We start from the raw sequence: 23,501 nt of genomic DNA, 5'->3' as shown, positions 1-23,501 counted from the left end.
CTTTGCTTTGTCCAGCCATACATTCATTTTATTTATAATCATTGATCGGTCCTTTATCCATCAAAACATCAATTTCATTAGATGACTTCATTTTTAATTTAGGTCTGCGCTCGGAATTTGGTTTGCTGTAAAGCTCTAGCGGACGGATGATCACCCCATCATTTGTATTTTGAAGCATCCCCGGCACACAAGAATAAATCCTATCATTATCATTCGCATGTTTGGCATGAATTGTCACAGACGTTCCTTGGTGATTATCGATACTCATAGATACCCTATATCTATAAAAGGAACCTGTTCCGTTTGATTGAGCAGAATAAACAACCGGAACGATAGCAAGGATATCGTCATTTAACCGTAATTTAATGACTTCTGTTTTTAGCGAATCACGGTCTCTACCGACATCTCCCATATGCTCTACAGCTCCGTTACCGTAACTTTTGAGAGCTGGAACACCTTTTGCGCCAAACATGGCCACATCTATTTGTTTTCCTGACTTCGTATAGACCAATGCATAAATATCATAATCCGTTCCAGACTCCCAGGATACTGTAGCTGTAATCTCAGGCGTTTTTTCAATGATGATCGGTTTATGACCTTTGTCTAGACTAATTTTACCTTGAACTTTCTCTAAGCTGATAGGTGCAGCCACTTTCTCTTTAGCGGCTGTCTTCATTGGAGCAGGCTCATCAATTTGTTTTTCAGAAGCCATTTGAGGAGGTGAAGAAACATCTTGTTCATCAGGTTCAACCTCCACCCCATAAAGCTTGCATAGCCCTTCCAATCCAGAATTGAAGCCACGCCAGATGGATCGTGCTTTCGTTTCACTATTTCTGATATATAGCTCTACTACGACAATCCCTTTTTCATTTGTAAAGTTTACTGGTGTTAGGTATAGCACCTCATCACCTGTTCGAATTTCTGCTTGCAGATTCTTCACTTGAGAAAAGCCAATTCCTTGATCCTCTGTTAGTGTAATCGCCACCTTTGTGATTCCAGCAGGCACTTTGCTCATATCAAAATTCAATTGATGCCTTTTCAGCTGACCAGATATCTCTGCTGGTAAAAGTGTCGCGACACCCGTGGCACTCTCCGGCTGATTGTAAAAAATAATGCCATTATCTCCTTGAACTAAATCTGAATCTGTTAAGAGAAACGCTGTTAAAGAAATATCAATTGCAGATGATACTTCATAACTGATGGATACTTGTCCCTTTGGAGAGTTTAGTACGGTATTGGCACCCATTTGCAGAGTTTGATTCATTTCAACACTCCTATTCTTTATCTACCATTTATCGCTTTTATAGATCAATTATACCAAATTATATAATAGAACCTATGAATATCTTTATCTCATTTCAATCTCTGCAATGATATGAGACAATGCCAATTAAAAACAAACTACTCTCGAAAGGAGAATCATTATGTATAAAAAAATCATTCCTGCTGTTATGGTGATATTCGGCTTTTGGATCCTTCTTCAAATATCCTTGAACATTAAGATATTTCACAATCCAATGAACTATTTTGTCGCTATTACTCTCTTTTTTCTTTGTATTCAGGCATTAATAAAACTTAAACAATGAAAAACAAAAACCCGAACAAGCATTTACCACGCTCGTCCGGGCTTCTATTTTCCTTTATTACACTTCTTCACCATTCGTTGCGATGACGTTTTGATACCAAGTAAACGAATCTTTTTTAAGGCGCTTCATCGAGCCGTTACCTTCGTTGTCGCGGTCAACGTAGATCATGCCGTAGCGTTTTTTCATTTCACCTGTTGTGAATGACACGATATCAATGATGCCCCAAGGTGTGTAGCCGATAAGATCCACACCGTCGTATTCAATGGCTTTTTTCAGTGCTTCGATATGAGAAGCGAGATATTGAATTCTTTCTGGATCGTGAATAGAACCGTCTTCTTCCACTTGATCTATTGCACCAAATCCATTCTCTACGATGAATAGTGGGATTTGATAGCGATCGTAAAAACGATTCAATGTATATCTTAAGCCTGTCGGGTCAATGGACCAGCCCCAGTCACTTGATTTGATATAAGGGTTATCTACACCATGCGGCAGGGCTCCGTTGACAATGTCTCCGTTGTGATCAGACACAGTATCACTTTTAACCGTTGTCGACATGTAGTAGCTAAAGCCTAGATAATCCACTTTCCCTTTTCTTAAGCTTTCTTCATCGCCTTCTTCAAATGGAATATGATAGCCTTCGCGTTCGAATTCTTTTAGCGCATAGCTCGGATAGTAGCCGCGAACCTGTACATCTGGGAAGAAATAGCGCTGTCTCATATACTCCTCTGCCAGCATGACATCCTCTGGATTTGAGGAATACGGATAGATTGGCACGTGAGAAACCATCGCTCCAATTTGGAAAGCAGGATTGATTTCTTTTCCTTTGGCTACTGCCCATGCACTTGCAAGTAATTCATGATGTCCTGCTTGATACATGACTTCTTTGGCATTTTCGCCTTTTTTGACTGATACCCCTGAATTTGTCCAAAGGAATAGTGGGTTGTTGACATCCATTTTGTTGTTGATTTCATTAAATGTCATCCAGTATGTGACCTTGTCTTTGTATCGATTGAAGCATACTTCTGCGAATTTCGCGAAATACTCAGCGACTTTTCGACTGCGGAACCCGCCGTACTCTCTTGCCAAATGAAGCGGCATCTCAAAGTGAGACAGCGTAATCACAGGCTCGATGCCATGCTTGAGCAGTTCATCAAATACATCATCATAGAATTGTAACCCTGCTTCATTCGGTTCTGCTTCATCTCCCTTAGGGAAAATCCGGCTCCAGCCGATTGATGTACGTAAACATTTTAGACCCATTTCGGCAAACATTGCGATATCTTCCTTATAACGATGATAGAAATCGATCGCTTCATGATTCGGATAAAATTTATCTTCTTCTACCGTTTCAGTTATTTGTCTCGGTACTCCGTGAGCACCTGCTGTCATCACATCTACAACACTTGGGCCTTTTCCTGCTTCATTCCATCCACCTTCAAATTGATGTGCAGCTAATGCGCCGCCCCATAGAAAATCTTTTGGTAATGTCATTATTCATTCCTCCTATTTCACAATTGTAATCATGACGTCTGTTGACTGGCATGTCGATTGTTCTTCTACAATCACATCTTCGTATGCTTGTGTATTGGTGATGATGACTGGTGTGATTGTTTTTAATCCTTTGCTTTCAATGGCTTCTTGATCAAATGTCATCAACAAGTCACCCTTCTTCACCTTGCTGCCTTCTTTGATATGAAGAGTAAATGCTGAGCCATCTAGGGAAACCGTATCAATTCCTACATGAACTAGTAACTCCACCCCGAATTCTGAGCGCAGTCCAATCGCATGCTTTGTCGGCGCAAGCATGACGACACTGCCATCAAACGGTGCATACAGCTTGTTGTCCGTCGGTTCAATCGCAAATCCTTTGCCCATTGCCCCAGAGCTAAATACGGCATCCGGCACTTCAGATAACGGGAGTACTTTCCCTGCAAGCGGTGCAGGAATGGTTTCTTCATTGTTCATCGAAGCATTCATTTTTTCTCCAACTTGATCTTTATTAGACGTTGCACCGGCTGTCTGTTCCACTGTATCTTCCCCATAACCAAACATTTGAATGAGCACAACTGGTAAGATCAGCGCAATTGCGACACCAATCAATATGGCCTGCTAAAGTTGGGACATTTTCTGCTAATATATGTACATTATAATTATACCGATACAATTTATCAATACATATATAATCTCAATTAGCATATCAAAGGAAATTTGGTATGTGCTATAATACAAAGACAATAAATCGTGAAAACAAAGAGGAATAGCCATGTTAAAGTATCAACAAATTGCGAGCGATATTGAAAAATATATTGTCACCCATGAGATGCAGCAAGGGGATAAGCTCCCTGTACTCGAAACACTCATGAGCCAATTTGCTGTGAGCAAAAGTACCATTATCAAATCGTTAGAATTACTCGAAAAAAAAGGAATTATCTATCAAGTGAGGGGCAGCGGCATCTTTGTTCGAAGACATCGGCGCAAGGGCTACATCAGCCTTTTATCCAACCAAGGGTTTAAAAAAGATTTAGAGGAATTTCAACTGACATCAGAGGTTTTAATGCTAGACACCATCACACCTACCGAAGAAGCTGCACTTAATTTGAACATTGAACGAGAAGAGGATGTTTTTTATCTAAAACGAATTCGTTACATCAACGGACAAACCTTATGTTTAGAAGAATCCTATTACCGAAAAACGATCATTCCTTATCTCAACACAGAAATTGCCGCCGATTCCGTTTTTAAATTCGTCAGTGAAGGTCTTGGACTCAAAGTCGGTTTTTCCGATATGTACTTACAAGTAGGCAAATTGAATGAAACCGAAGCGACGCACCTCGGCCTCAAACAAGACGATCCCGCCCTCCGCGTCGAGACGGTCTTTCATCTCACAAACGGCCAGCCCTTCGACTTTTCGAAAATCACATATAACTACACACAATCCCAATTTTTTATTCAAGCGAATAATTATTATGGGTGATGGACTGAAAAAGCCTCCTGAGAGTATCAGGAGGCTTTTTTACTATTAGCTTTTAACCTTTAAACATTCTATCCTTCTTTCTTGAGAAGAAAGACCATCAATCGCCACATCACCATAATAAATATCTATGTGATTTCCTTTACCAATTAGAGCAACTGGAAAAGCATGCTGTTCTTGCAGACACTTTTCAAACTCATCTGGATGAATCTCGGCTTCAATTTCATGTCCAATGAATGCATACTCAAACGGAAGCGTATGATAAAGCTCCACAAGACACCGTACGATCCCCTGTTGAAAATGAACAACATCATGAGCAACAACCTCTGCCCATTTTAAACAGAGAACGAATCCTACATAATCTGCTTCTTTTTGTATGTTGATGGTCATTTCTTTTAGCTTTGAGCCTAAGCCTGACAGTTCAAACTCCGTATAATAACCTGAAAAGTCATCTTCTTTGATGATATTTTCTTTAACACTGTGCTCTATCCATGTTTCACCGTCAGGGTCCTGACTAAATTTTACTTTCGTGATAGACATGTCTTTTTGAGCTAGATAATCAATCAATTGACGAAAAGTATTTGGTATATGAATGGTCTCATAAAAAACGAGTCCGATATTGATGTATCCACCCAGAGCTATGTCGCATCCCTCACTTCATTTTTTCTTTCATTATACTTTATTCAAACTATTATTCTGCGAAAACCCTCCTCTCTTACATGAACACTTCCGATTTAAACCATCAAAAAGATTCATTTTACGAATGCATTAAACAAACTTATGATTAACATAACAAGAATGTATAAGGAGGGTTCGTCACATGAGAGACATTAGAGTGTATCATGTCGATGCGTTTACAACTGAGAAATTTGGAGGAAATGCCGCTGGGGTGGTGTTGGATGGGGAGTTTTTAACAGAGGATGACATGCAGAGCATCGCCAAGGAGTTGAATTTACCGGAATCCGTCTTCTTGCTTCCTGCCCATGATCAGGAAGCTGATTATCGCGTTAAATACTTCACCCCGACGGAAGAGGTCAATTTCTGCGGGCATGCGACTGTTGGATTGACTTGGCTTCTAGCGACGGAGCTAGGACTGGCTAAAGAGAGATCAGGGGTTGTGTTAGAAACAAAGATCGGCAATGTGCCTGTTGTATGGCACGAAGAAAATGGCAAGGTCGTTAATGTGGAAATGACGCAGGTGACACCGAAGACACGAGATTTTGTCATCGATTTAGAAGAGCTTAGTGACATGCTTGGTGTGAGCAGTGACCGCATTGATTCCTCCTATCCTATCAAATTAGCAAACACCGGTAACTGGCATCTTCTTGTTCCGATGAAGCACCAACAGGACATTGATCAAGCAGTACCGAACTTAGCGGCTTTAGCTAGAATAAATAAAGAGCATGGCATCTCGACAACCCACCTTTATACGTTCCACACCTCAAAAGAATGCGATCTTTATACGAGGGATTTTGCACCTGGGATTGGTATACCCGAAGATCCTGTGACGGGGGCAGCAAATGGGGCGTTGGCTGGATATCTTTATTTGGAGGGTATCATTTCTCAGCAAGAAATCACTCACCTGAACATTGCCCAAGGGGATGCCATCGGCAGACCTGGCTTGCTTCGTATCACAGTCATTCCAAATGAATCAGAGCCGGTGATCAAAGTGGCAGGCGCAGCTGTCATCACGATCCGCGGCGTGTTGACTTTATAAAACATCAGCTTGAATGGGGACTTCCTGTTCAAGCTGATTCTATTTAAAATGATTTTTGACCGTTTCGATCCACCTCTTGGCCGATGGGGAAGCTGCTTTGAATGATTTTAGCGCCAAGTTGACCTCACGAAAGACGCTCGTCTCCAGTGGAATGACTTTCGTATGAGGTATGTGCGGCGGCAATACTAATTTGGGAATGATCGTGACCCCAAGACCTTCTTGCACCATAGAAATAAGCGTATTGTTGTCTTCAATTTCAAACAGAACATGAGGCTTCACGCCGCCTCTTTCTTTTAACAGCTTCTTAACGAGAATGTCACAGCCCGCTTTCGGCATGATAAAGGCTTCATCATGTAGCAAGTCCACTTCAATCACTTTTTCCGTATGAAAGCGATGATTCTCTTGTATCAGCACCACCAATTCATCCTGAAAAAGTGGAACGGTCTCAAATTCCCTCGATGACTGCGTTAAAAAACCAACATCAACCGTACCTGAAGCGATCCATTCCTCAATCTCTTCATAACCGCCTTCATATAACTCCAGCTTGATATGCGGATAGCTTTGCGTAAAGCGATGAATAAGGCGTGGAAGGACATTTGAAGAAAAACTGGGGAATGTCCCAATCTTGATGCTCCCTACTTCCATCCCTTGAATCAGCGCCGCCTCCTGCTCAAGCAATGCCGTATGACGCATGATTTGCCGGATATGCGGCATCACCCGCTCACCTGCATCTGTCAACGACAGCCCGTTTCGATTCCGCCGAAGCAGCACAATCCCGAGTTCCGACTCAAGCTTCGCAATATTATGACTCACCCCAGACTGCGTCAACCCAAGCTTCTCCCCGGCTTTTGTAAAACTGCCGCATTCGACGACTGTTAGAAATACTTTGTATTGGAATGTGATCAGTGTGCTCACCTCGTATGTTCATATGGTAAATCGAAAAATAATGCTAGTTATAAAGTTCATTTGGGTTTAGTGACTTCCACCCATTACCAGTAAATCAAAGACACCTATCTCTCTATGGAAAATAACTCAACATGTCTAATTTGTCGAGAGATTCAATATCAACCTATAAGACTGAGATATTTTGCTAATTTTATGATACGATAATAGTCAAAAAGACTACAGGGGATAGCTATATGAGTGAACTTTTTATTGAAAAACGCGATTTTATTACAGATCGAATTCTTTCTTTACGAACAACCGTATTCCATAATCAACCTATTGTCTACATTCTTTATGATGAAAAGAAGAAACCATCTGCTTATATCGGTCAGTCAGTCCAAGCTAGCAGACGTTTGAAGGATCATTTGAAAGACCCAAAAAAGAACAAATTAACTAAAACAATTCTGATTGGACATGAACGATTTCACCAATCCGCCTCTTACAATATTGAGACAAATCTCATAAACTACTTTATTGCAGAAAATCGTTTCCAATTAAAAAATGTTAGTCAGACACGATCGAGGGAAATGCACCATTATTATCAAAAAGACTTTTACAATGAAACTGTCTTTAAAGAGATATGGGAGCAACTTCAAAAAGAAAAGATCGTTACTAATTCAATTGAAACCTTAAAAAATAGAGATATTTATAAACTTTCTCCCTATAAAGAATTATCACCTCAACAAGTAGAAATTAAGCATGATATTTTATCTTTTTGTAAAGAACATATCAACCAGTCAGGTTACCATGTGATTTCGATAGAAGGTGATGCAGGAACTGGGAAGAGTGTTTTACTGAGTTCTCTTTTTAATACGATTCAAGATTTATCAAATGATATGGACTCTGTCTTAAACAAAAAGAACAATTATCTACTTGTAAACCATGCGGAAATGCTTAAAACATATCAAAACATCGCAAAGAGTCTGCCAAACCTGAAAAAGAAACAAATTATGAGACCAACCTCGTTTATCAATCAGATGACAAAGTCAGGTGAAATGGCTGACATCGTGTTAATTGATGAAGCCCATCTTTTATTAACAAAAGATGATAAGTACAATAACTTCCATTACCAAAACCAACTAGAAGAAATTATCAAACGAAGTAAAATAACCATTGTCATTTTTGATCCAAAGCAGGTACTCAAAATTAAAAGCTACTGGAATGAAAAATTACTCGAGGAAATTACAAATAGATATCATGCCAAGACTGTAAAACTCACAGAACAGATGCGTATGCATGCTGATACTGATACGTTGAAATGGATTGACCAATTTGTGTCAAAACAATTATTACCTCTGCCTATAAAACAGGATTCTTTCGAACTTAAAATTTTTGAGGAGCCTGACAAATTTAAAACTGCCATTCAGCAGAAAGATGATGAGGTAGGCCTATCCCGCATTGTATCTACCTTTGACTTTTTACATAAAAAAGATGGAGCTGCCTATATCGTAGATGAAGCTGGTATCAATATGCCATGGAATTTTACAAATGATAAATGGACATGGGCTGAACATGCAGATTCAGTTAGAGAAGTGGGCTCAATCTATACAGTTCAAGGATTTGATTTAAATTATGTCGGCGTCATACTTGGCCCTTCTATCAGCTATGATGAAAAAAAGGATGAACTTCTCATAGACACATCAAATTATAAAGACACAGGTGCATTCACATCAAGAAGTGACATGTCTCCCGAGGAAATCAAACAGGCAAAAGAAAAGATTATACTAAACTCGATTAACGTTTTGATGAAGCGAGGCATTCACGGGCTTTATATTTATGCAACAGATGAAAAATTGAGAAGGAAATTACAAGAGATAAAAGAGGGAGGAAAATATGACTGAGATCAAAGATTTAATACATTCAATTAACCAATTTAGAGATGATCGGAACTGGAGACAATATCATAACCCAAAAGACTTGGCCATCTCAATCTCGATAGAAGCAGCTGAACTGCTTGAAGACTTCCAATGGAAAAGTAATGAAGAAGCTCTTGAGGCGAACGAAGAAAACATCCGAGAGGAAATAGCCGATATCTTAATATATTCACTAATGCTTTGCTCAGATCTTCATCTAAATGTGAAAGAAATAATTGAAGAAAAATTAATAAAAAATGGACAGAAATATCCCATTGAAAAGTAAAGAAACATGATTCGCCTTTTTAATGAAGAAGAGTAATGTCCTATCACTCTTCTTCATTCATTATACTTTAAGAATATATTTGTCTAATTCGTCGTCGCCGACGACGAAGACCTAGACGCTGCTTCATCAGCTTTCACACAATCAATCGCAACAACGAGCGCAATCATCACAGGCTCCATTTCTTCTTTCAAAATATCAACCTTATAGCTGTCACCCCAAGTAAACCATTCCTTCTTCACCTGACCGATCACTTCGCCGTTCTGCAGCACTTGGAAATTCATATCCCACCAGTTACCTTGCACTTCAATCCCAGCAGCATCAATTGAATATTTTGCTTTAAAAAACGTAAACTCTTTTTTAATCGTCAATACCTCTTGACCATCAACTTCTACTAAAAATTTCGGTAAAAAGGTAAACATTTTCTTCGTAATCACAGCGATTTCATCTCGTTCTGTATTCAAAATGGTAAACGTCTTCGGCATCTTCATAAAACTGCCCTCGACCACATACACATCGTTCTCCTGCTGATCTTTTACCGTAAATCTGCCGCTCAGACTAAATACTTTCTGCTTCATATAAAGCTGTTTCATAAGTACCTCCGATTATGTTCAAAAATTTATCCGTTCTTACATTACCTCTGATTATACCAAAAAATAGAATGTACAAAAAACCACCTGATAGCAGGTGGTTTTCGATTACTGATTCATTTTCAGAGATTCTTTTTCATATGTTTGAAAAGCATTTTCCATTCCCATGATGACTTCTTTAATTTTGACATAACCACTTGTGTAAGGAATAGAATCTCTAATCTCTTCCCACATAAAATGATAGGATTTTAGGTCATCCGTTTCACATATAACAAAATCTGTGTAATCTTTACCTGGAAGAGCTTCAGCATCAAAAAAGCGCACCGTCACATGTTCTTTATATTTCTGCATCAACTCTTGCAGCGATGCCGCATGGGTTCTTCGCTCCTCTCGTGGCAAAGCAAGCCAAGATGGATAGAACTCTAATAAAACAACCATCATATATTTCATCATCATACCCCCGATTCTTCTATGTTTGTGATGATTGTACGTCAGATCTAGAGAATGTGCATTAACATAGGTTAATGTTCAGCAGGATGGAGCAGCCTGCTCAGCGAAACCGGAGAAATACCAATATATGAGGCAATATGATATTGAGCGATACGTTGATGTAACCCGGGATATTTCAATAAAAACGCCTGATATCGCTCAATTGCGGGCAAATATAGCAGTTCCCTCTCACGCTCTTCCTTTCTCGTATACAGCCTTTCCACACTAACCCGCACAAACCGCTCCCACATATGACTTCTATCCATCAACATTTGAAGCAGATCATACGGAATTTCAATCACGATAGAATCCTCCATCGCTTCAATCGAATAAGGAGATGGCTGCCCGTTAATCATACTTGCATAAGAAGTAGCAAAATCATCTTCCAACGTAAAAGCCACGTTGTACTCCCTTCCATCCGGTAACAAATAGAAGAGACGGAAGAGCCCCGTTATGCAGAAATAAGCATGCTTCACCTGATCGCCAGCCTTGATCATGCATGTACCCGCTTTTAATTGTTTAATCATTGTTCCATCTTTGAAGGCTTGCCAATGATTTTGTTCGATTGGATACTTGGATATTTTGGTTTTGAAAGTGTCGTAAGGGTCAGTTATTTTGCCCATCTGTTTTTTACCTCCTAATAAGGAAAACTCAAGCCTACTTGGGGATTGTTTTTATGATCAATGCTCAAAATAAGTCTGTCACAATACGTGATGCAAAAAAAGTCTCGTTTGAGGGAAATTACTCAAATGAGACTTTTTTTAGTGTTTATTTAATACCCATTTACAAAATAAGCAATGGTTTCTAATTCATCTTCATTCAGTTCTCTGTTCACGTCATTTTGATATTCTTTTGTGATTTTCTGCTGATCTCCACCACATTGATCAGTGAGTTTCGCAATCATTCGAAGCTTATCTGTTTCCTGACGAAACTCCTCTTTTGTCCACGGTCTTTGGTGTGAAGGAATATACGTATCGGCATCAAAAGCATCTAACTCATCTAAAAGACGCAACGTTTCCTTCACCGTATAATGTACTTTCTCGGCATACATTTTCGGATAAATGCAATCACCAAGAAAAAGGATTTTCTCTTCTTTCACATACACGATCACTGAATCAGCAGCATGATCGCCTCCAACATGCTGCACGATGCAAGTGCCCCCGCCAAGATCAATCTCTATCCGACGGTCAAACGTGACATCCGGTAAAACCACCTGAATATCTCGATGATTCTTATATTCTTCTTTGATGGCCTTCGCGCAAAACTCAATCTCCGTTCCTTCCCTCACCCGCTCATCAATCGCCTCATCTGACCACGAAAACGGAACAAGCTTCTCCATTTCCTTTCTTGTCTGTGCAGAAGCATTTGAAACCGTATCAGGCAGAGCAGGCAGACCAAAAATATGATCCCAATGCCAATGCGTGAGGAGAACTAGATCGGGCATGGCGTTCTCGTGTTTTAAGGTTTCTTTGATAAAGTATTTGGCATGATCTTCCGAGTTACCAGCATCGATCATTAAGGTTTTGTTATTGCCCACGACCATGCCTAGGATGGGGCGGTCGGTAAGTGATACTGGTGTGATGTACCAAAAACTCCGACCTATTTTTTTAATTGAGTGCAAAGGTGCTTCCTACTTTCTGTCATTATTTTTTAAATTGAATCACGTTTTTTCCCATCGTTCTACTGTTTAAGTATAGCGAATTTCATTACTCGAAGTAGCACGTGAAGCCAATATTGTTACAATGATCGCGATTGCAACGCCTAAAGCCCCTGCCCAAGTAACGGAAGATAGAGAAACTTTCTCTACAAAGATACCTCCAATAGCTGCACCTGCAGCCATCGCCAATTGCATCATTGACTGATTTAGACCTAATAGTATACCTGATGACTCTGGCTCCATTGTAGCTAAGTGATATTGTTGAGTCGGGCCAGAAGACCATGCAGCAAATGACCATAATATTAAAATGAGCAATACTCCAACATAAGAATGCGTAACTAGTGAGAGCAATATGAGCATGATGACATGTAATGTCATTCCACTAATCAGAGTAAAATTCACACCCCATCGATCGGTACTAAATCCACCAAACTTTGACCCAACAAGACTAGCAATCCCGAATACGAGGAGAACTCCACTCAGCAATTTGCTGCTTACACCTGATATATTTAAAAGGTAAGGGGATAGGTAGGTATAGGCAATTGAATAACCACCGAGCCAGAAAAAGGTGATGGCTAATCCCAACACTACTTTTGGTTTTTTAAAAAGAGCGAGTTGTTGAATTAAAGGTACAGGTTTATCCCCTTGGATTTTTGGAATCGTAAGAGAAATTATCACCATGGCTAATAATCCGAGTAAGGCTATTCCTCCAAATACAGCTTTCCAACCGAAGAAATCACTAGTCATTCTGCCCAGTGGGACTCCAATGATCAATGATGCTGTAAATCCCATTACTACTGTAGCAATAGCGGTACCTTGCTTACCTTTTGGTGCAATTTTTTCAGCAATTGTTAATGCAGTAACTACGACCATCCCCGCTCCAAGAGCCATAATAATTCTTGACACAATAAATAAGTGATACCCAGGGAGGATGAATGCCAGAATATTACCTAGAATAAAAACGCTAAGTGAAAATAACATTAACTTGCGTTTATTCATTCCCGATGTTAAAGCCATTAATACTGGGGTGAAGATGGCATACACAAGAGAAAAAATCGTAATTAACTGGCCAGCTGCAGCTATTGTAATTCCTAATGATTCTGAAATATTATCCAAAATACCAGAGATGATATACTCTGATGTACCAACTAAAAAACTTACAATAGCTAAAATGTAAATCTTTACAGTGTTTGACAATGTAGATCACTCCTTATATATAATACATTTACATATCTAGAATTGTTAATATGTATGGACAAAAAAACATATTACGATAAGTCGATTTGTATTTAATAAATGAAACTGAATTCTGATGTATGAATTCAGTTCATTTATTAAATATTTTTTTCTAGAATCTCAGCAATTTTTTTTATGGCATTTTCATCTCTTTTATAATACGTGTATTTACCTATACGCTCTGTTGTAATTAATCCAGCTCGTAGTAAAATTGAAAGGTATTGAGATGCTGTTGATTGCGTCATTTTCAATTTATCTGTTATTTGACTAACACATACCCCTGTAGTATTCATATCAATCCCTTCATGGGGCGTAAAATGACGATCAGGTTCCTTTAGCCATTGTAAAATTTGCAATCTGGATTCATTGGATAAGGCTTTGAAAACTTCTATTGGCTCCATACAAACCATTATATCGATAAATAACGATATGTCAACATGTGTTGTTTGAGATCCCTTACAACTTTCTGTTTTCCTAGGTAATTTCTCGCCGCTTTAGGCTTAATCGCGTTTTTTTGCGGGGATAGGAAAAACCCTATAGCTTCTTTACTGCTGGAAATGGAGATGTTTGATGAGAAAGGGTTAGAGTACTTTTTTGCGGCTTGTAAAGATGAATTTATTCTTCTCATCCCTCACCTACTTATGATACGGCTCTCCGTAATACACCAAAGTGAGGTTTTATCTGTAAATCTTCCACAGAAGGTTAAAGGATGTATAAAATTGATGGCTAATAAATAAAGGCAGCTCCTATCTCGAATGATAGTCACTGCTTTATACTTTATATGATAAAACTCTCGCCCTTTAACACATTTTTAAAAGAGTCTTGCACATTTTTTCAAGAATTAATGTTGATGCTAAATCCAAATTCCCATCTTTAACAATAAATGTAAGTACATTTTTGTATATATAGAATTTAAAAGTTCTACAATTTCAATTATATTTTCAATTAAATTTGCATCTAGTTTAGCTAGTTGTGTAAAGTTTAGCAAATCACTTTGAGTACTAGTAATATGATGAATTAATTTCGAATAATCTGTGTACAGAGTATCTAATATATCTTTATCCTTCACATTAAAACTATCGAGTCGATCTGACATTTTAAAACGTTCATGATCTATTTAACGAATTTTTTTACAAATTTAGCGCTCTTAATAGAATAGTTCCAGAGATCTCATCTTTTAAGATTTCTCTTGAAGACCTTATTTCTCTATCGGGGCTAAACAAATGAAACTCTATACGATTAAATCTATTCTTATTTTTCTTCATTATAAAATCCACTAAGTAGGGAGTAATATCTAAAGGAAATTGTATAATTTGATGCCATTCTTCATTAATCAATGCTTCAATTTCGAGTATCAATTTATTATGATTTTCTAGTAATACAGGTCCAACGCTTACTAGATTTGTACCTTTATAAAGAGTTAATAATTCTTTTGGAGCCTCTGCAAATAAAGATAATGTACTTAATCCTGTAGGATACTTTTTTAGATACGCACCCTTACTTATCTCTATTTCTCCAGCTTTATTTTGTAAATAATCTTTTAATATATCTTCAATCATTGTGAAGACTGATGAAAATGCCCCTACATTAACTCCCTTAAATTCTCCATTTTCAATATGTTTAATAAAATTGCTTTTACTTAATGCAATATTTTGTCCATCTTTAGCTACTTTGGATAAATCCACTTCTTGTTCTTCATACTTCATAATTTTATAATCTAAAATACCTATATCGTTTGACTCTTTATTTATCTTAAGTGCATATAAATTAGGAATCAGTAGATGTTTTTTTGTAATTTTATCAAATTCTTTTACCATATATAGTCTTCTTCCATTACTATCTTCTCTAAATAAATCCTTATCGAAATAATAATGTTCGATACTAATATTTGGTGTGTCTTTACGATGCTCTGGTACTGGTAACAACATAGAATACACGTTGTTCCCATGATATAATACTTCAGCATCTCCAAATTCACTATTAATATCATCAGCATCTCTATCAAAAATAAATATTTTACAATATTCATTCTCTAATAAAGCATGATAATCACGGATTTTTTTTAATTTATCGTTCCCCATCTGAGTTTTTTTATCAGGTTCAAAAAATTCAATATCTAAGCTTTCAAACATTCCATTTTCATTTAACTTTTTTAAAGCATATCTTAAATGTTTCCAGTCTGTTTGTCCTTCTGTAATAATAATATTTTTATTCGGATTAGTTAATTCATCTAACCTAACGTTTAAGATAGGAAGATATTTTTTTATAAACACCTCTATAACTCCATCGGAGGAAGCTATTTTAAAAAGAATTTCATCTTCTTCAGGGGAACATTCAGTTTGAACAATTCCGCTTTTGTTTAAATACAGCCTATCCTCATCCTCATTCCCATAAAAAAATATATCATCATCTAAGAGCATAAAATCCTTCAGCTTAAATTTAAAATAGGCACAATTACTCGAGTTTTTAGAAGTATGAGATACCATCTTTATATAAATCCAATTATCTTCAAATTTCTTTAGTATTTTAAAACCCAAATTCAAATCTATAATTTTTAAACGAATATCATGTTCCATATTCATCCCCCCTTATAATGAGAACTCTATTACATCAGATTATATATATTTCGTCAAAAACCTCATCTACTTATGATAAGGCTCCCCCCGAACAATCCGAAACGCCCGATAAACCTGCTCCACCAACACCAATCTCATCAACTGATGCGGAAACGTCATCCTCGAAAACGACAGTTTCTCATTCGCACGCTGCATGACGGCATCGCTTAGGCCAAGGGATCCACCTATGACGAAACATACTTTGCTTTTTCCGTATGTTGCCAGCTTATCTATTGTATCGGCTAATTCTTCGGAAGTTTTCATTTTTCCTTCGATGGCGAGGGCGATGACGTGGGCGTCTGGGTTGATTTTGCTTAGGATGCGTTCGCCTTCTTTGTCTTTGATGATTTTCATGTCTTGATCGCTGAGATTCTCGGGTGCTTTTTCGTCCGCGAGTTCAATGATCTCGATTTTCGCATAGGCTTGTAATCGTTTTGTGTATTCGGCTATGCCTTGCTTTAAATATTTCTCTTTTAATTTTCCTACTGTGATAATTGATATATTCACAGGTCATCCCCACCTTAAGAACAAGTTATTCATATAAGTTATCAACAATTGTGGATAAAATTTGTGTATTTTGTGTCCGATCATTCGTTCCCCACTATATATATTGCAGGTTCATCGCACAATTCACAGGTTGTGGATAAACTGTGTGTATGTTCGATTTTTCTGAATTCCGGCGGCGTTTCGTGATTATCTATGTACATGTCTAATACGGTTTCTATGTGTTCTGCACACGCATAAAATGTTTTGTTCATAAGTTTCTGATTCCTCCAATATGTTCTCTGGTTATTCACAAGTGTTTCGCTCATTGTCCAATATAACCGATTTATTCACATGTTAATAGTCTTTTACCATTTCCTCCACCTTTTATCCACAAACCAAAAAAAGCCCCCACTCCTGTGAAGGCTTCCTTCTATCAAAACGGATTATAAAATCTCGTTCCTCTAACAAATGTAATCACTAGCGACACGATCAGCACCACACCAACAAACAATAACGCAGCATAATCTGCTTTTTGAAAGTCTTTCGCCGTAAACCATGTGCGCTTTTTATGCTTTCCAAACCCGCGCAGCTCCATCGCATTGCTGATCGTTTCAATCCGATCCAAGCTGGAGAAAATCAGCGGCATCACAATCGACAGCGCATTTTTGATCCGTTTTCCCAGCTTTTCATTCTTCGATAAATCAATGCCTCTCGCTTGCTGAGAAATCGCGATCGTTCGAAAATCCCGCTGAATGTCCGGAATATAGCGCAGAGCAATCGCTACAGCATACGAAATCCGGTAGCTGACACCGATTCGGCTGAGAGATGAGGCGAATTCACTTGGATTTGTTGTCACAATAAATAAAAGCGCTGCTGGCATCACGGTCACATATTTGAGTGTAATATTCAATTGATAGAAAAGCTGTTCAAGTGTGACATTGTACCAGCCGGCAATATGAAACAATTCATGCTTCGCTCCGTAGATGGCGACACCTTGCTGGGGCGCAAAGATGTAAATGGCGATGTTATTGATCACTAGGAAAATCGCCAGGACAATCACCACGAAGGAAATATCACGAAATCGTACATTCGATAGCTGAAAGAATACGATACTAGCAACTAGCATAAACACTAATACGCTTGTATCATACGTGAGCATCGCTGCGGATGACCAGAGGATAAAGCAAATGAGTTTGGTTGCACCTGTCAGCCGGTGAATCGGTGACGGGCGATCGATATAGGACAGCATGTCTACAGCCATGTCATTCGTTCCTTTCTGTCAACCTCAATGAAGCGTTCCACGAGTTCATTTGGATTCGGCCAATCTGCTTTCAGCGCCAGTTCATACAACGACGTTTCCTTTAAACTCGCCTTTTGGACAAGCAGCTGATCTGTCAGCACTTTGGCTGGTGTATCATCTGCGATTTTTTCTCCATCTGAAATGACAATGGTTCTTGTTGTGTATTCGAGCATCAAGTGCATATCATGGGTGATCATGAAGATCGTGACTCCCTGCTGATTTAATTGCTCTAAAAACGTCATCATCTCTGTGTAATGTTTAAAGTCCTGTCCTGCGGTTGGTTCGTCTAGGATGAGGATTTCTGGTTCTAATACAAGAATTGACGCGATGGTGACGCGTTTTTTCTGTCCAAAGCTAAGGGCTGAGACCGGCCAGTTCCGAAATGGATACAGTCCACACACTTTCAGAACCCGCTCCACACGTTCCTTGATCTCGTCTTCCTTTACGCCTCTTAAAACGAGACCGAGTGCCACCTCATCAAAGATCATTTGTTTTGAAATCATTTGATTTGGGTTTTGCATGACGACGCCGATTTGTTCAGAGCGATGTTTGATCGTATCTCCTGTGATGTCATCACCATTTAAAAGAATGGACCCTTTCGTTGGTTTTTCAAATGCACAGAGCACCTTAGATAATGTCGTCTTGCCTGCGCCATTGGCTCCTGCGATGCTGATCATTTCTCCTTTTTTGACGGTAAAAGAGATGTTGCTCAGCGTGTTTGGTCTTGTTGGATAATCAAAACTCAGCTCGCGCACTTCTAGTAAATCCTGTGCTGCAATCTGTTCTACTGATGGCTCAGATGCCTCCATCCACTGTTCGATTTTCTCTTTTGCCTCGTCGTCTAAGGTGAGACGCTGTAAATCAGCGATCTGATCTCCCGGTGCAATCGGAATGCCTGCATATTTCATCGCCTTAACATATAAAGGCTCACGCAAATACGCCGCTTCTAATACGTTTGAGGCGAGCAATTCATCTGGTGTCATATCCGCTGCAATCGTTCCTTCATTGATAACGATAATGCGGTCCACATGACGGAAGAGGACGTCCTCTAATCGGTGCTCAACCATCACAATGGTTTTTTTCGTTTGTTTTTGCAGCCGGTCAATGAGGTCGATGACTTCTTTACCTGTTGCGGGATCAAGGCTTGCAAGTGGTTCATCAAACAGTAAAATGTCGACATCGTTGACAAGTACACCCGCAATGGCGACACGTTGTTTTTGTCCGCCTGACAGCTCATGCACGGACGATGCCAGCTTGCCGTCTACCTCTGTTAATCTAGCTGCTTCCTTAACACGTGTTTTCATTTCTTCTCGTGTGACTTGATCATTTTCAAGCGTGAACGCGATATCTTCTCCAACGGTCAGCCCGATGAATTGTCCATCAGGGTCCTGCAGCACCGTTCCGACAAGCTGTGAGAGGGAGAAAATGTTTTCTTTCTCTGCATTTTTCCCGCCGATGTGAAGACTTCCTTCCATAGAACCTTTATAAGACGCAGGAACTAGCCCATTGATACAATGGGCTAGTGTGCTTTTTCCCGATCCAGACGGGCCTGCGATGAGAACTTTTTCTCCTTCATAGATCGTCAGGTTGATATTCTTTAATGTTGGTTCTGCCTGACTGCGATACTTGAATCCGAAATGTTCGAATTGAATCATCGGTTTCTTCATTTATGTGTTCCACCTTGCTTCATGATGTTTCTTTCGATAGGCTGCCGCTTTTGCTTCTCGTTTTCGCATAAGCTGCAATGATGATGGTTCCTAGTACACCGACTGTGATGATGTTTGAAATCCCTGCCACGATGCCTTGAACAAACACTTTGTTCGCAGGTTCTGCATAGATCACAATGTCGAGTACAGGAGCAATGATAAACCAGCCTAATGCCTGTGCGCCTGCTTGTACGGCGTTAAAGAGCGTGATTTTCTTCCAGCCGAAGTCTCCCTCTTCTACTTTTAAACGGTTAGAAATAAAGCCGATCAATAAACCGACGACACCCGATACAATAATCCAGCTCCACCAAGGGCCAAATGTGGTCGCATCTTTAATGAGATGGCCAATAAAACCAATCAGTGCGCCTGCAACAGGACCAAATAGAACGGCCATTAATGCAAGGAATGCGTATGAGGTTTCAATTTGTGTATTCGGAATACCAGTTGGAATAGAGACGAATCGTCCTAAAATGACAAAGACGGCTGCGCCAATGCCAATGGCAACGACAGTTTTCGTTGAAAGTTGTTTTCCTGCCATGATGTATCCTCCTCTTATTCGTATATAATGCGCGGAGCTTTGCGAATCGAAAGGCGCCAGCCTGTGCCTGTGCCGATGTTATAAGCCTTTGCAAATGACCCTTGATTGATCGCCACGCCTAAATGGTCGAGTGAATTGACATATACGAGTGGTTCGCCTACCTTTAAGTCGGCAAAAGATCGTCCATAGGTCATGATATTTTTATACACATTTTTCGGCCCGTTGGCAATGGTAACTTCTATTGCATCCCCATAATTAATTGAAAGCTGTTCAAATAGCGTGTGATGAATGTTTGTCCATAGGTTTCCGAATCTCACATCTAAAATATCAATCGTCCCTGTGATCACATCTTCTTCGGCATAAGCCTGTACGACTGGGAGATGGATAATATCATCAATATTTGCCTTTGGCCCAACCTCTTCAAAAGAAATCACACCTGATGCAATTCTCGCCCCTGTATAAGCGTAAATGTCCCTCCCATGGAATGTATGTGATTTTCCCGACTTTGGCAGCCGGTTAATGGTTTCATCTAAATAACGGGCTTCCACAATGCCAATATCCTGGGCAACGTGCGTCAGTGTCCCGTTATCTGGGGTAATGATATAGTGTGAGCTTGTCGTTTTGACGACAAGACTTTTTCTCTCTGATCCAACGCCCGGGTCAACGACAGAAACGAATACCGTCTCTTCAGGCCAGTATGTGACGGTTTGAAGCAGGCGATAAGAAGCCTCCCAAATGTCATACTGCGGAATATTGTGTGTTAAATCAAAAATGCGGATGCTGCTGCTGACCGTATTTGCCACTCCGTACATTGCACTGACAGCCCCATCATCAATGCCGAAATCTGATTGTAAAACCAATGCATGTTCACTCATGTCAATCTCCCTTTCATTTGAAAAAATGGATGTGGTGTTTCACGTGGAACATTTGAACAATTGTATGAAAAAAAGTGGACAATAAAAAATACCCCATCCTTATCTTTGAATCATAAGGACGAGGTATTTGTCTCGTGGTACCACCTTTATTTACTGTTTGCTCGCGCTAAACAGCCTCTACAAGTACAAAGCTCCAATCTGGCTCATATACTGTGGTTTTGATAACGAGTACCAACTCTCGTCGTCACCTACTAATATCATAGATATGTTCAGCACGAGGCTCAGAGACCATTTTTCGAATCATTATTTTTGCTTCTTTTCAGCTGCCGAAGCTCTCTGTGGAAAAATTGATGATTGTACTTTCTCTCGTCATTGCCTGTATAGTTATCTTGAATTAAAGCTATCATACATGATGTTTTTTGATAAATCAAGATATTTTTCTGAACATTTTTAAAAATGAGTCAACTGGTGCTGGAAGAGTCTTCTTTTTATGAAATTTAAACAAATGTTAAAGAGCGAGATATGGTGTCTTTCTTTTCTAGGGGTATAATAAAGGTGAAGGGAGGTACAGCGTGTGTGGACCATCTGTATGAATGAGTTTAAGCAGCTCTTCAAAAGCACAAAATCTATTTTAACAATTGTTATTATTTTCATTTTATCTACTTTTGTTTCAAGTCTTCCGTTTATCGCTGCTCATCAGGAAAAATGGGAACTGGCAAAGGATCCTTATTCTATTGGGAATGAACTGGTGATGTCTTTATTTGGTTTCTTCCTTATTTTTTTGTTGTCTCATGATATTTTGAGCCGCGAAATTCATTTGAAAACCATTCGTTTTCTCGTCAGTAAAACAACCCGTTTGAACATTATCATCGGGAAATATCTTGGACTGATGCTGTTTTGGCTTAGCTGTATTATGACGACATATGTCCTGAATATGGTGATTTCACACCGTTTTCTGTTCTCAGATGCCTTAAAAATCTTAACCTTTATCAGTGTCGGGATCTCATGTGCTTTATTTTTGTCCATGCTCTTTCCAACACCGCAGAAATCAATGTTTGTCGGCATGTTATTTTCCTTTCTTTTCCCAATCGTCAGTATGATTTCTGTTCTTTCTTCAGAACGAATGATTCATTGGTTCCAATATATGACGCCTTATTATTATGCGCGCTGGAGTGAACCGCTGACCTATGTCCTAATGAACACGGCATTGACCGTTATCTTACTCATTGGAACTGCACTGCTGTTTCAAAGGAGGGATGTGTAGATGCTTCATACAAAAGGGCTCACAAAAAAATATCGTACAAAAGTCGCAATAGACCATATTAATCTTGATGTCAATCAAGGCGATATCTTCGGACTCATTGGACCAAAGGGATCTGGTAAGACGACGTTTTTCAATATCATTACCGGCATCTCCCGCCCTACCTCTGGTACGTTTACAGTGATGAATAAGCCTTCGCTAAAAAAAGTGAGACAGCATATCGGTGTTCTGCCAGAATATACGGATTTATATGAAGGTCTTACGGCTCTTGAGCATATTGCCTATTTATCAAAAATCACCGGAACACGCAAGAAAACAAGTGATTATGAAGAACTGCTCGAATTTGTCGGTTTACATCATGATCATCAGGAGAAGGTCGGTGCCTTCACACCTGGTATGAAAAAGCGGCTTGGAATGGCGCAGGCCATCGCCCATCAGCCGGAATTTATTTTACTCGACGAACCTTTTGCCGATATTGATGCAGATTCAATCTTGCACATCCAGCGGGTCATTGAAACATTAAAGGATGAAGGGAAAACCGTCTTTTTAACTGCTGACCGCCCAAGGTTCACCAATAGTATTTGTACCAAAACGGCGTTCATTTCTGAAGGAAAATTAGTGTCCCCACATACTCATCCTCAAGAGAAAACCATCACATCCTCAAACATACGTGCAACCTTCAAGCATGCATGGATTGATGATGAGGTGAAACCTGTTCTCACGCAGTACCTACAAACTGTCGGAACAGATCTTGTGATCAGTGATGACGAGACCTCATTGTTAATTCGTTCAGAAGCTCAAGTTCCAGCGATCATTCGCGCTTTCGTGAAGTGTAAAGTCGATTTATACAGAGTCACGGCTCAGGATGCCATGATGTCCTCATAAAAAAGTACCGTACGCTTTCTGCACGGTACTTCTTCTTTTTTTATAAAGGTTTACTCATATAGATACCGGTTTCTGCAAATCCTGTTTTCTCGTACAGCGAACGGGCGATTTGATTGTGAGCAAAGACATGGAGCGAGAGTTTTTGCACACCTAATGACTTTGCCTGCTCCTCTAATGCAGCAATGGCCTGCTTTGCAAAGCCTTTTCCTCGATAAGCTTCAAACAAAATAAAGTTATAAATAAATCCTTCGTGCTGCGGGTGATTCGGGTCATAGCAAAGCCAAACCCAGCCAATCGCTTCATCTCCATTTAAGAAATTCCACAGCTCATGATGCTCTGTCTGAAGTCCTTCTGGAAGAAGCCTGTCAAATTGTTCTTCTGCGTTCGCAAGTGATTCTTCCTTCTTCCATGTTCCTGCGAGTACCTTTTCTTCCGCGTACCGCTGAATGGCCTTCTCCATCAATACATCGTAATCGGTTTGTGACATCCGTTGTAGTGTAACCAA

24 protein-coding genes, 1 pseudogene and 1 other annotated feature are annotated in these 23,501 nt (G+C 39.5%); of the genes and pseudogenes, 6 read left to right on the top strand and 19 right to left on the bottom strand.

What is annotated here, in order from left to right; translation table 11 throughout:
* Positions 1-28: 28 nt before the first annotated feature.
* The 3 genes and pseudogenes from AAZR19_RS06725 to AAZR19_RS06715 all read right to left on the bottom strand — a co-directional run.
* Entirely contained in the window at positions 29-1,264 is a 1,236-nt protein-coding gene (locus AAZR19_RS06725) for a TerD family protein (RefSeq protein WP_041106710.1), read from the bottom strand.
* A 379-nt stretch (positions 1,265-1,643) separates the two neighbouring features.
* Positions 1,644-3,083 (bottom strand): 6-phospho-beta-glucosidase BglA, encoded by a 1,440-nt coding sequence (bglA, locus tag AAZR19_RS06720; protein WP_226015460.1) that lies wholly within the window; start codon positions 3,081-3,083, stop codon positions 1,644-1,646.
* Between the two features lie 9 nt (positions 3,084-3,092).
* Positions 3,093-3,692, bottom strand: a pseudogene (locus AAZR19_RS06715) (PTS sugar transporter subunit IIA); the annotation flags it as partial.
* Positions 3,693-3,852: 160 nt separating this feature from the next.
* On the opposite strand from AAZR19_RS06715, the gene AAZR19_RS06710 reads away from it, so the two are divergent.
* Positions 3,853-4,563 carry a GntR family transcriptional regulator gene (locus tag AAZR19_RS06710; protein ID WP_434702670.1) on the top strand — a complete coding sequence of 237 codons (711 nt, stop codon included), beginning with the start codon at positions 3,853-3,855 and terminating at the stop codon, positions 4,561-4,563.
* A gap of 45 nt (positions 4,564-4,608) precedes the next feature.
* Here the strand turns inward: AAZR19_RS06710 and AAZR19_RS06705 are convergent, their stop codons facing one another.
* Complete coding sequence (locus AAZR19_RS06705) at positions 4,609-5,148, bottom strand: Imm64 family immunity protein (protein WP_281236677.1); 540 nt, start codon at positions 5,146-5,148, stop codon at positions 4,609-4,611.
* 232 nt (positions 5,149-5,380) lie between these two features.
* Between AAZR19_RS06705 and AAZR19_RS06700 the strand changes: the two genes are divergently transcribed.
* The gene (locus AAZR19_RS06700; RefSeq protein WP_434702668.1) at positions 5,381-6,277 is read left to right on the top strand and encodes a PhzF family phenazine biosynthesis protein; all 897 of its coding nucleotides are present in this window, start codon (positions 5,381-5,383) and stop codon (positions 6,275-6,277) included.
* A 39-nt stretch (positions 6,278-6,316) separates the two neighbouring features.
* Here the strand turns inward: AAZR19_RS06700 and AAZR19_RS06695 are convergent, their stop codons facing one another.
* On the bottom strand, positions 6,317-7,192 hold the full coding sequence (locus AAZR19_RS06695) for a LysR family transcriptional regulator (RefSeq protein WP_434702666.1): 876 nt from the start codon (positions 7,190-7,192) through the stop codon (positions 6,317-6,319).
* Positions 7,193-7,416: 224 nt separating this feature from the next.
* Here AAZR19_RS06695 and AAZR19_RS06690 point away from each other — a divergent pair, with 224 nt between their 5' ends.
* Entirely contained in the window at positions 7,417-9,063 is a 1,647-nt protein-coding gene (locus tag AAZR19_RS06690; protein ID WP_041106719.1) for a DUF2075 domain-containing protein, read from the top strand.
* Complete coding sequence (locus AAZR19_RS06685; protein ID WP_041106721.1) at positions 9,056-9,361, top strand: nucleotide pyrophosphohydrolase; 306 nt, start codon at positions 9,056-9,058, stop codon at positions 9,359-9,361. Before AAZR19_RS06690 ends, AAZR19_RS06685 begins: the two co-directional genes overlap by 8 nt.
* An 83-nt stretch (positions 9,362-9,444) precedes the next feature.
* Here AAZR19_RS06685 and AAZR19_RS06680 read toward each other — a convergent pair whose 3' ends face one another.
* The 13 genes from AAZR19_RS06680 to AAZR19_RS06620 all read right to left on the bottom strand — a co-directional run bounded on the left by AAZR19_RS06680 (position 9,445) and on the right by AAZR19_RS06620 (position 20,850).
* Positions 9,445-9,951 carry an LURP-one-related/scramblase family protein gene (locus AAZR19_RS06680; RefSeq protein ID WP_041089480.1) on the bottom strand — a complete coding sequence of 169 codons (507 nt, stop codon included), beginning with the start codon at positions 9,949-9,951 and terminating at the stop codon, positions 9,445-9,447.
* Between the two features lie 105 nt (positions 9,952-10,056).
* Entirely contained in the window at positions 10,057-10,398 is a 342-nt protein-coding gene (locus AAZR19_RS06675) for a darcynin family protein (protein WP_041106767.1), read from the bottom strand.
* Between the two features lie 71 nt (positions 10,399-10,469).
* Positions 10,470-11,060: a Crp/Fnr family transcriptional regulator gene (locus tag AAZR19_RS06670; protein WP_041106723.1), complete on the bottom strand. Its 591-nt coding sequence runs from the start codon at positions 11,058-11,060 to the stop codon at positions 10,470-10,472.
* A gap of 149 nt (positions 11,061-11,209) precedes the next feature.
* Entirely contained in the window at positions 11,210-12,058 is an 849-nt protein-coding gene (locus tag AAZR19_RS06665) for an MBL fold metallo-hydrolase (RefSeq protein ID WP_434702662.1), read from the bottom strand.
* 66 nt (positions 12,059-12,124) lie between these two features.
* A complete protein-coding gene (locus AAZR19_RS06660) occupies positions 12,125-13,291 on the bottom strand; it encodes an MFS transporter (protein ID WP_041106727.1) in 1,167 nt (388 codons plus the stop codon).
* 137 nt (positions 13,292-13,428) lie between these two features.
* Positions 13,429-13,731 carry an ArsR/SmtB family transcription factor gene (locus tag AAZR19_RS06655; RefSeq protein ID WP_025093701.1) on the bottom strand — a complete coding sequence of 101 codons (303 nt, stop codon included), beginning with the start codon at positions 13,729-13,731 and terminating at the stop codon, positions 13,429-13,431.
* A gap of 729 nt (positions 13,732-14,460) precedes the next feature.
* Positions 14,461-15,906: a hypothetical protein gene (locus AAZR19_RS06650; protein WP_041106733.1), complete on the bottom strand. Its 1,446-nt coding sequence runs from the start codon at positions 15,904-15,906 to the stop codon at positions 14,461-14,463.
* 66 nt (positions 15,907-15,972) lie between these two features.
* Complete coding sequence (gene rlmH, locus AAZR19_RS06645; protein ID WP_056766716.1) at positions 15,973-16,452, bottom strand: 23S rRNA (pseudouridine(1915)-N(3))-methyltransferase RlmH; 480 nt, start codon at positions 16,450-16,452, stop codon at positions 15,973-15,975.
* A gap of 80 nt (positions 16,453-16,532) precedes the next feature.
* On the bottom strand, positions 16,533-16,703 hold the full coding sequence (locus AAZR19_RS06640; protein WP_082580702.1) for a CxxH/CxxC protein: 171 nt from the start codon (positions 16,701-16,703) through the stop codon (positions 16,533-16,535).
* Positions 16,704-16,864: 161 nt separating this feature from the next.
* Positions 16,865-17,692 carry an energy-coupling factor transporter transmembrane component T family protein gene (locus tag AAZR19_RS06635; RefSeq protein ID WP_434702659.1) on the bottom strand — a complete coding sequence of 276 codons (828 nt, stop codon included), beginning with the start codon at positions 17,690-17,692 and terminating at the stop codon, positions 16,865-16,867.
* Positions 17,683-19,398: an ABC transporter ATP-binding protein gene (locus AAZR19_RS06630; protein ID WP_434702657.1), complete on the bottom strand. Its 1,716-nt coding sequence runs from the start codon at positions 19,396-19,398 to the stop codon at positions 17,683-17,685. Before AAZR19_RS06630 ends, AAZR19_RS06635 begins: the two co-directional genes overlap by 10 nt.
* Before the next feature lie 19 nt (positions 19,399-19,417).
* Positions 19,418-19,975 (bottom strand): ECF-type riboflavin transporter substrate-binding protein, encoded by a 558-nt coding sequence (locus tag AAZR19_RS06625; RefSeq protein WP_024424020.1) that lies wholly within the window; start codon positions 19,973-19,975, stop codon positions 19,418-19,420.
* A 14-nt stretch (positions 19,976-19,989) separates the two neighbouring features.
* Positions 19,990-20,850 (bottom strand): SAM hydrolase/SAM-dependent halogenase family protein, encoded by an 861-nt coding sequence (locus tag AAZR19_RS06620; RefSeq protein ID WP_024427616.1) that lies wholly within the window; start codon positions 20,848-20,850, stop codon positions 19,990-19,992.
* Between the two features lie 111 nt (positions 20,851-20,961).
* Positions 20,962-21,232: a binding site (T-box leader), on the bottom strand.
* A gap of 192 nt (positions 21,233-21,424) precedes the next feature.
* On the opposite strand from AAZR19_RS06620, the gene AAZR19_RS06615 reads away from it, so the two are divergent.
* The gene (locus AAZR19_RS06615) at positions 21,425-22,114 is read left to right on the top strand and encodes an ABC transporter permease subunit (RefSeq protein ID WP_025093692.1); all 690 of its coding nucleotides are present in this window, start codon (positions 21,425-21,427) and stop codon (positions 22,112-22,114) included.
* Positions 22,115-22,996, top strand: coding sequence for an ABC transporter ATP-binding protein (locus tag AAZR19_RS06610; protein ID WP_434702654.1), 882 nt, complete (start codon positions 22,115-22,117; stop codon positions 22,994-22,996). It begins immediately after the preceding gene.
* Positions 22,997-23,036: 40 nt separating this feature from the next.
* Here AAZR19_RS06610 and AAZR19_RS06605 read toward each other — a convergent pair whose 3' ends face one another.
* The gene (locus AAZR19_RS06605) at positions 23,037-23,501 is read right to left on the bottom strand and encodes a GNAT family N-acetyltransferase (protein ID WP_065215015.1); all 465 of its coding nucleotides are present in this window, start codon (positions 23,499-23,501) and stop codon (positions 23,037-23,039) included.

Origin of the sequence: Bacillus sp. Je.9.29.b (assembly GCF_051129925.1) — a bacterium.
Classification (GTDB): Bacteria; Bacillota; Bacilli; order Bacillales; family Bacillaceae; genus Bacillus; species Bacillus safensis.
Note: the sequence above shows the minus strand (reverse complement) of the source record. Positions and strands in the feature narration are given on the sequence as shown.

Coding starts and splice junctions, on each gene's coding strand:
- AAZR19_RS06725 (WP_041106710.1), bottom strand. CDS start 1,264: ATGAATCAAACTCTGCAAATGGGTGCCAATACCGTACTAAACTCTCCA.
- AAZR19_RS06710 (WP_434702670.1), top strand. CDS start 3,853: ATGTTAAAGTATCAACAAATTGCGAGCGATATTGAAAAATATATTGTC.
- AAZR19_RS06700 (WP_434702668.1), top strand. CDS start 5,381: ATGAGAGACATTAGAGTGTATCATGTCGATGCGTTTACAACTGAGAAA.
- AAZR19_RS06690 (WP_041106719.1), top strand. CDS start 7,417: ATGAGTGAACTTTTTATTGAAAAACGCGATTTTATTACAGATCGAATT.
- AAZR19_RS06685 (WP_041106721.1), top strand. CDS start 9,056: ATGACTGAGATCAAAGATTTAATACATTCAATTAACCAATTTAGAGAT.
- AAZR19_RS06680 (WP_041089480.1), bottom strand. CDS start 9,951: ATGAAACAGCTTTATATGAAGCAGAAAGTATTTAGTCTGAGCGGCAGA.
- AAZR19_RS06675 (WP_041106767.1), bottom strand. CDS start 10,398: ATGAAATATATGATGGTTGTTTTATTAGAGTTCTATCCATCTTGGCTT.
- AAZR19_RS06670 (WP_041106723.1), bottom strand. CDS start 11,060: ATGGGCAAAATAACTGACCCTTACGACACTTTCAAAACCAAAATATCC.
- AAZR19_RS06655 (WP_025093701.1), bottom strand. CDS start 13,731: ATGGAGCCAATAGAAGTTTTCAAAGCCTTATCCAATGAATCCAGATTG.
- AAZR19_RS06650 (WP_041106733.1), bottom strand. CDS start 15,906: ATGGAACATGATATTCGTTTAAAAATTATAGATTTGAATTTGGGTTTT.
- AAZR19_RS06640 (WP_082580702.1), bottom strand. CDS start 16,703: ATGAACAAAACATTTTATGCGTGTGCAGAACACATAGAAACCGTATTA.
- AAZR19_RS06635 (WP_434702659.1), bottom strand. CDS start 17,692: ATGGCTGTAGACATGCTGTCCTATATCGATCGCCCGTCACCGATTCAC.
- AAZR19_RS06630 (WP_434702657.1), bottom strand. CDS start 19,398: ATGAAGAAACCGATGATTCAATTCGAACATTTCGGATTCAAGTATCGC.
- AAZR19_RS06625 (WP_024424020.1), bottom strand. CDS start 19,975: ATGGCAGGAAAACAACTTTCAACGAAAACTGTCGTTGCCATTGGCATT.
- AAZR19_RS06620 (WP_024427616.1), bottom strand. CDS start 20,850: ATGAGTGAACATGCATTGGTTTTACAATCAGATTTCGGCATTGATGAT.
- AAZR19_RS06610 (WP_434702654.1), top strand. CDS start 22,115: ATGCTTCATACAAAAGGGCTCACAAAAAAATATCGTACAAAAGTCGCA.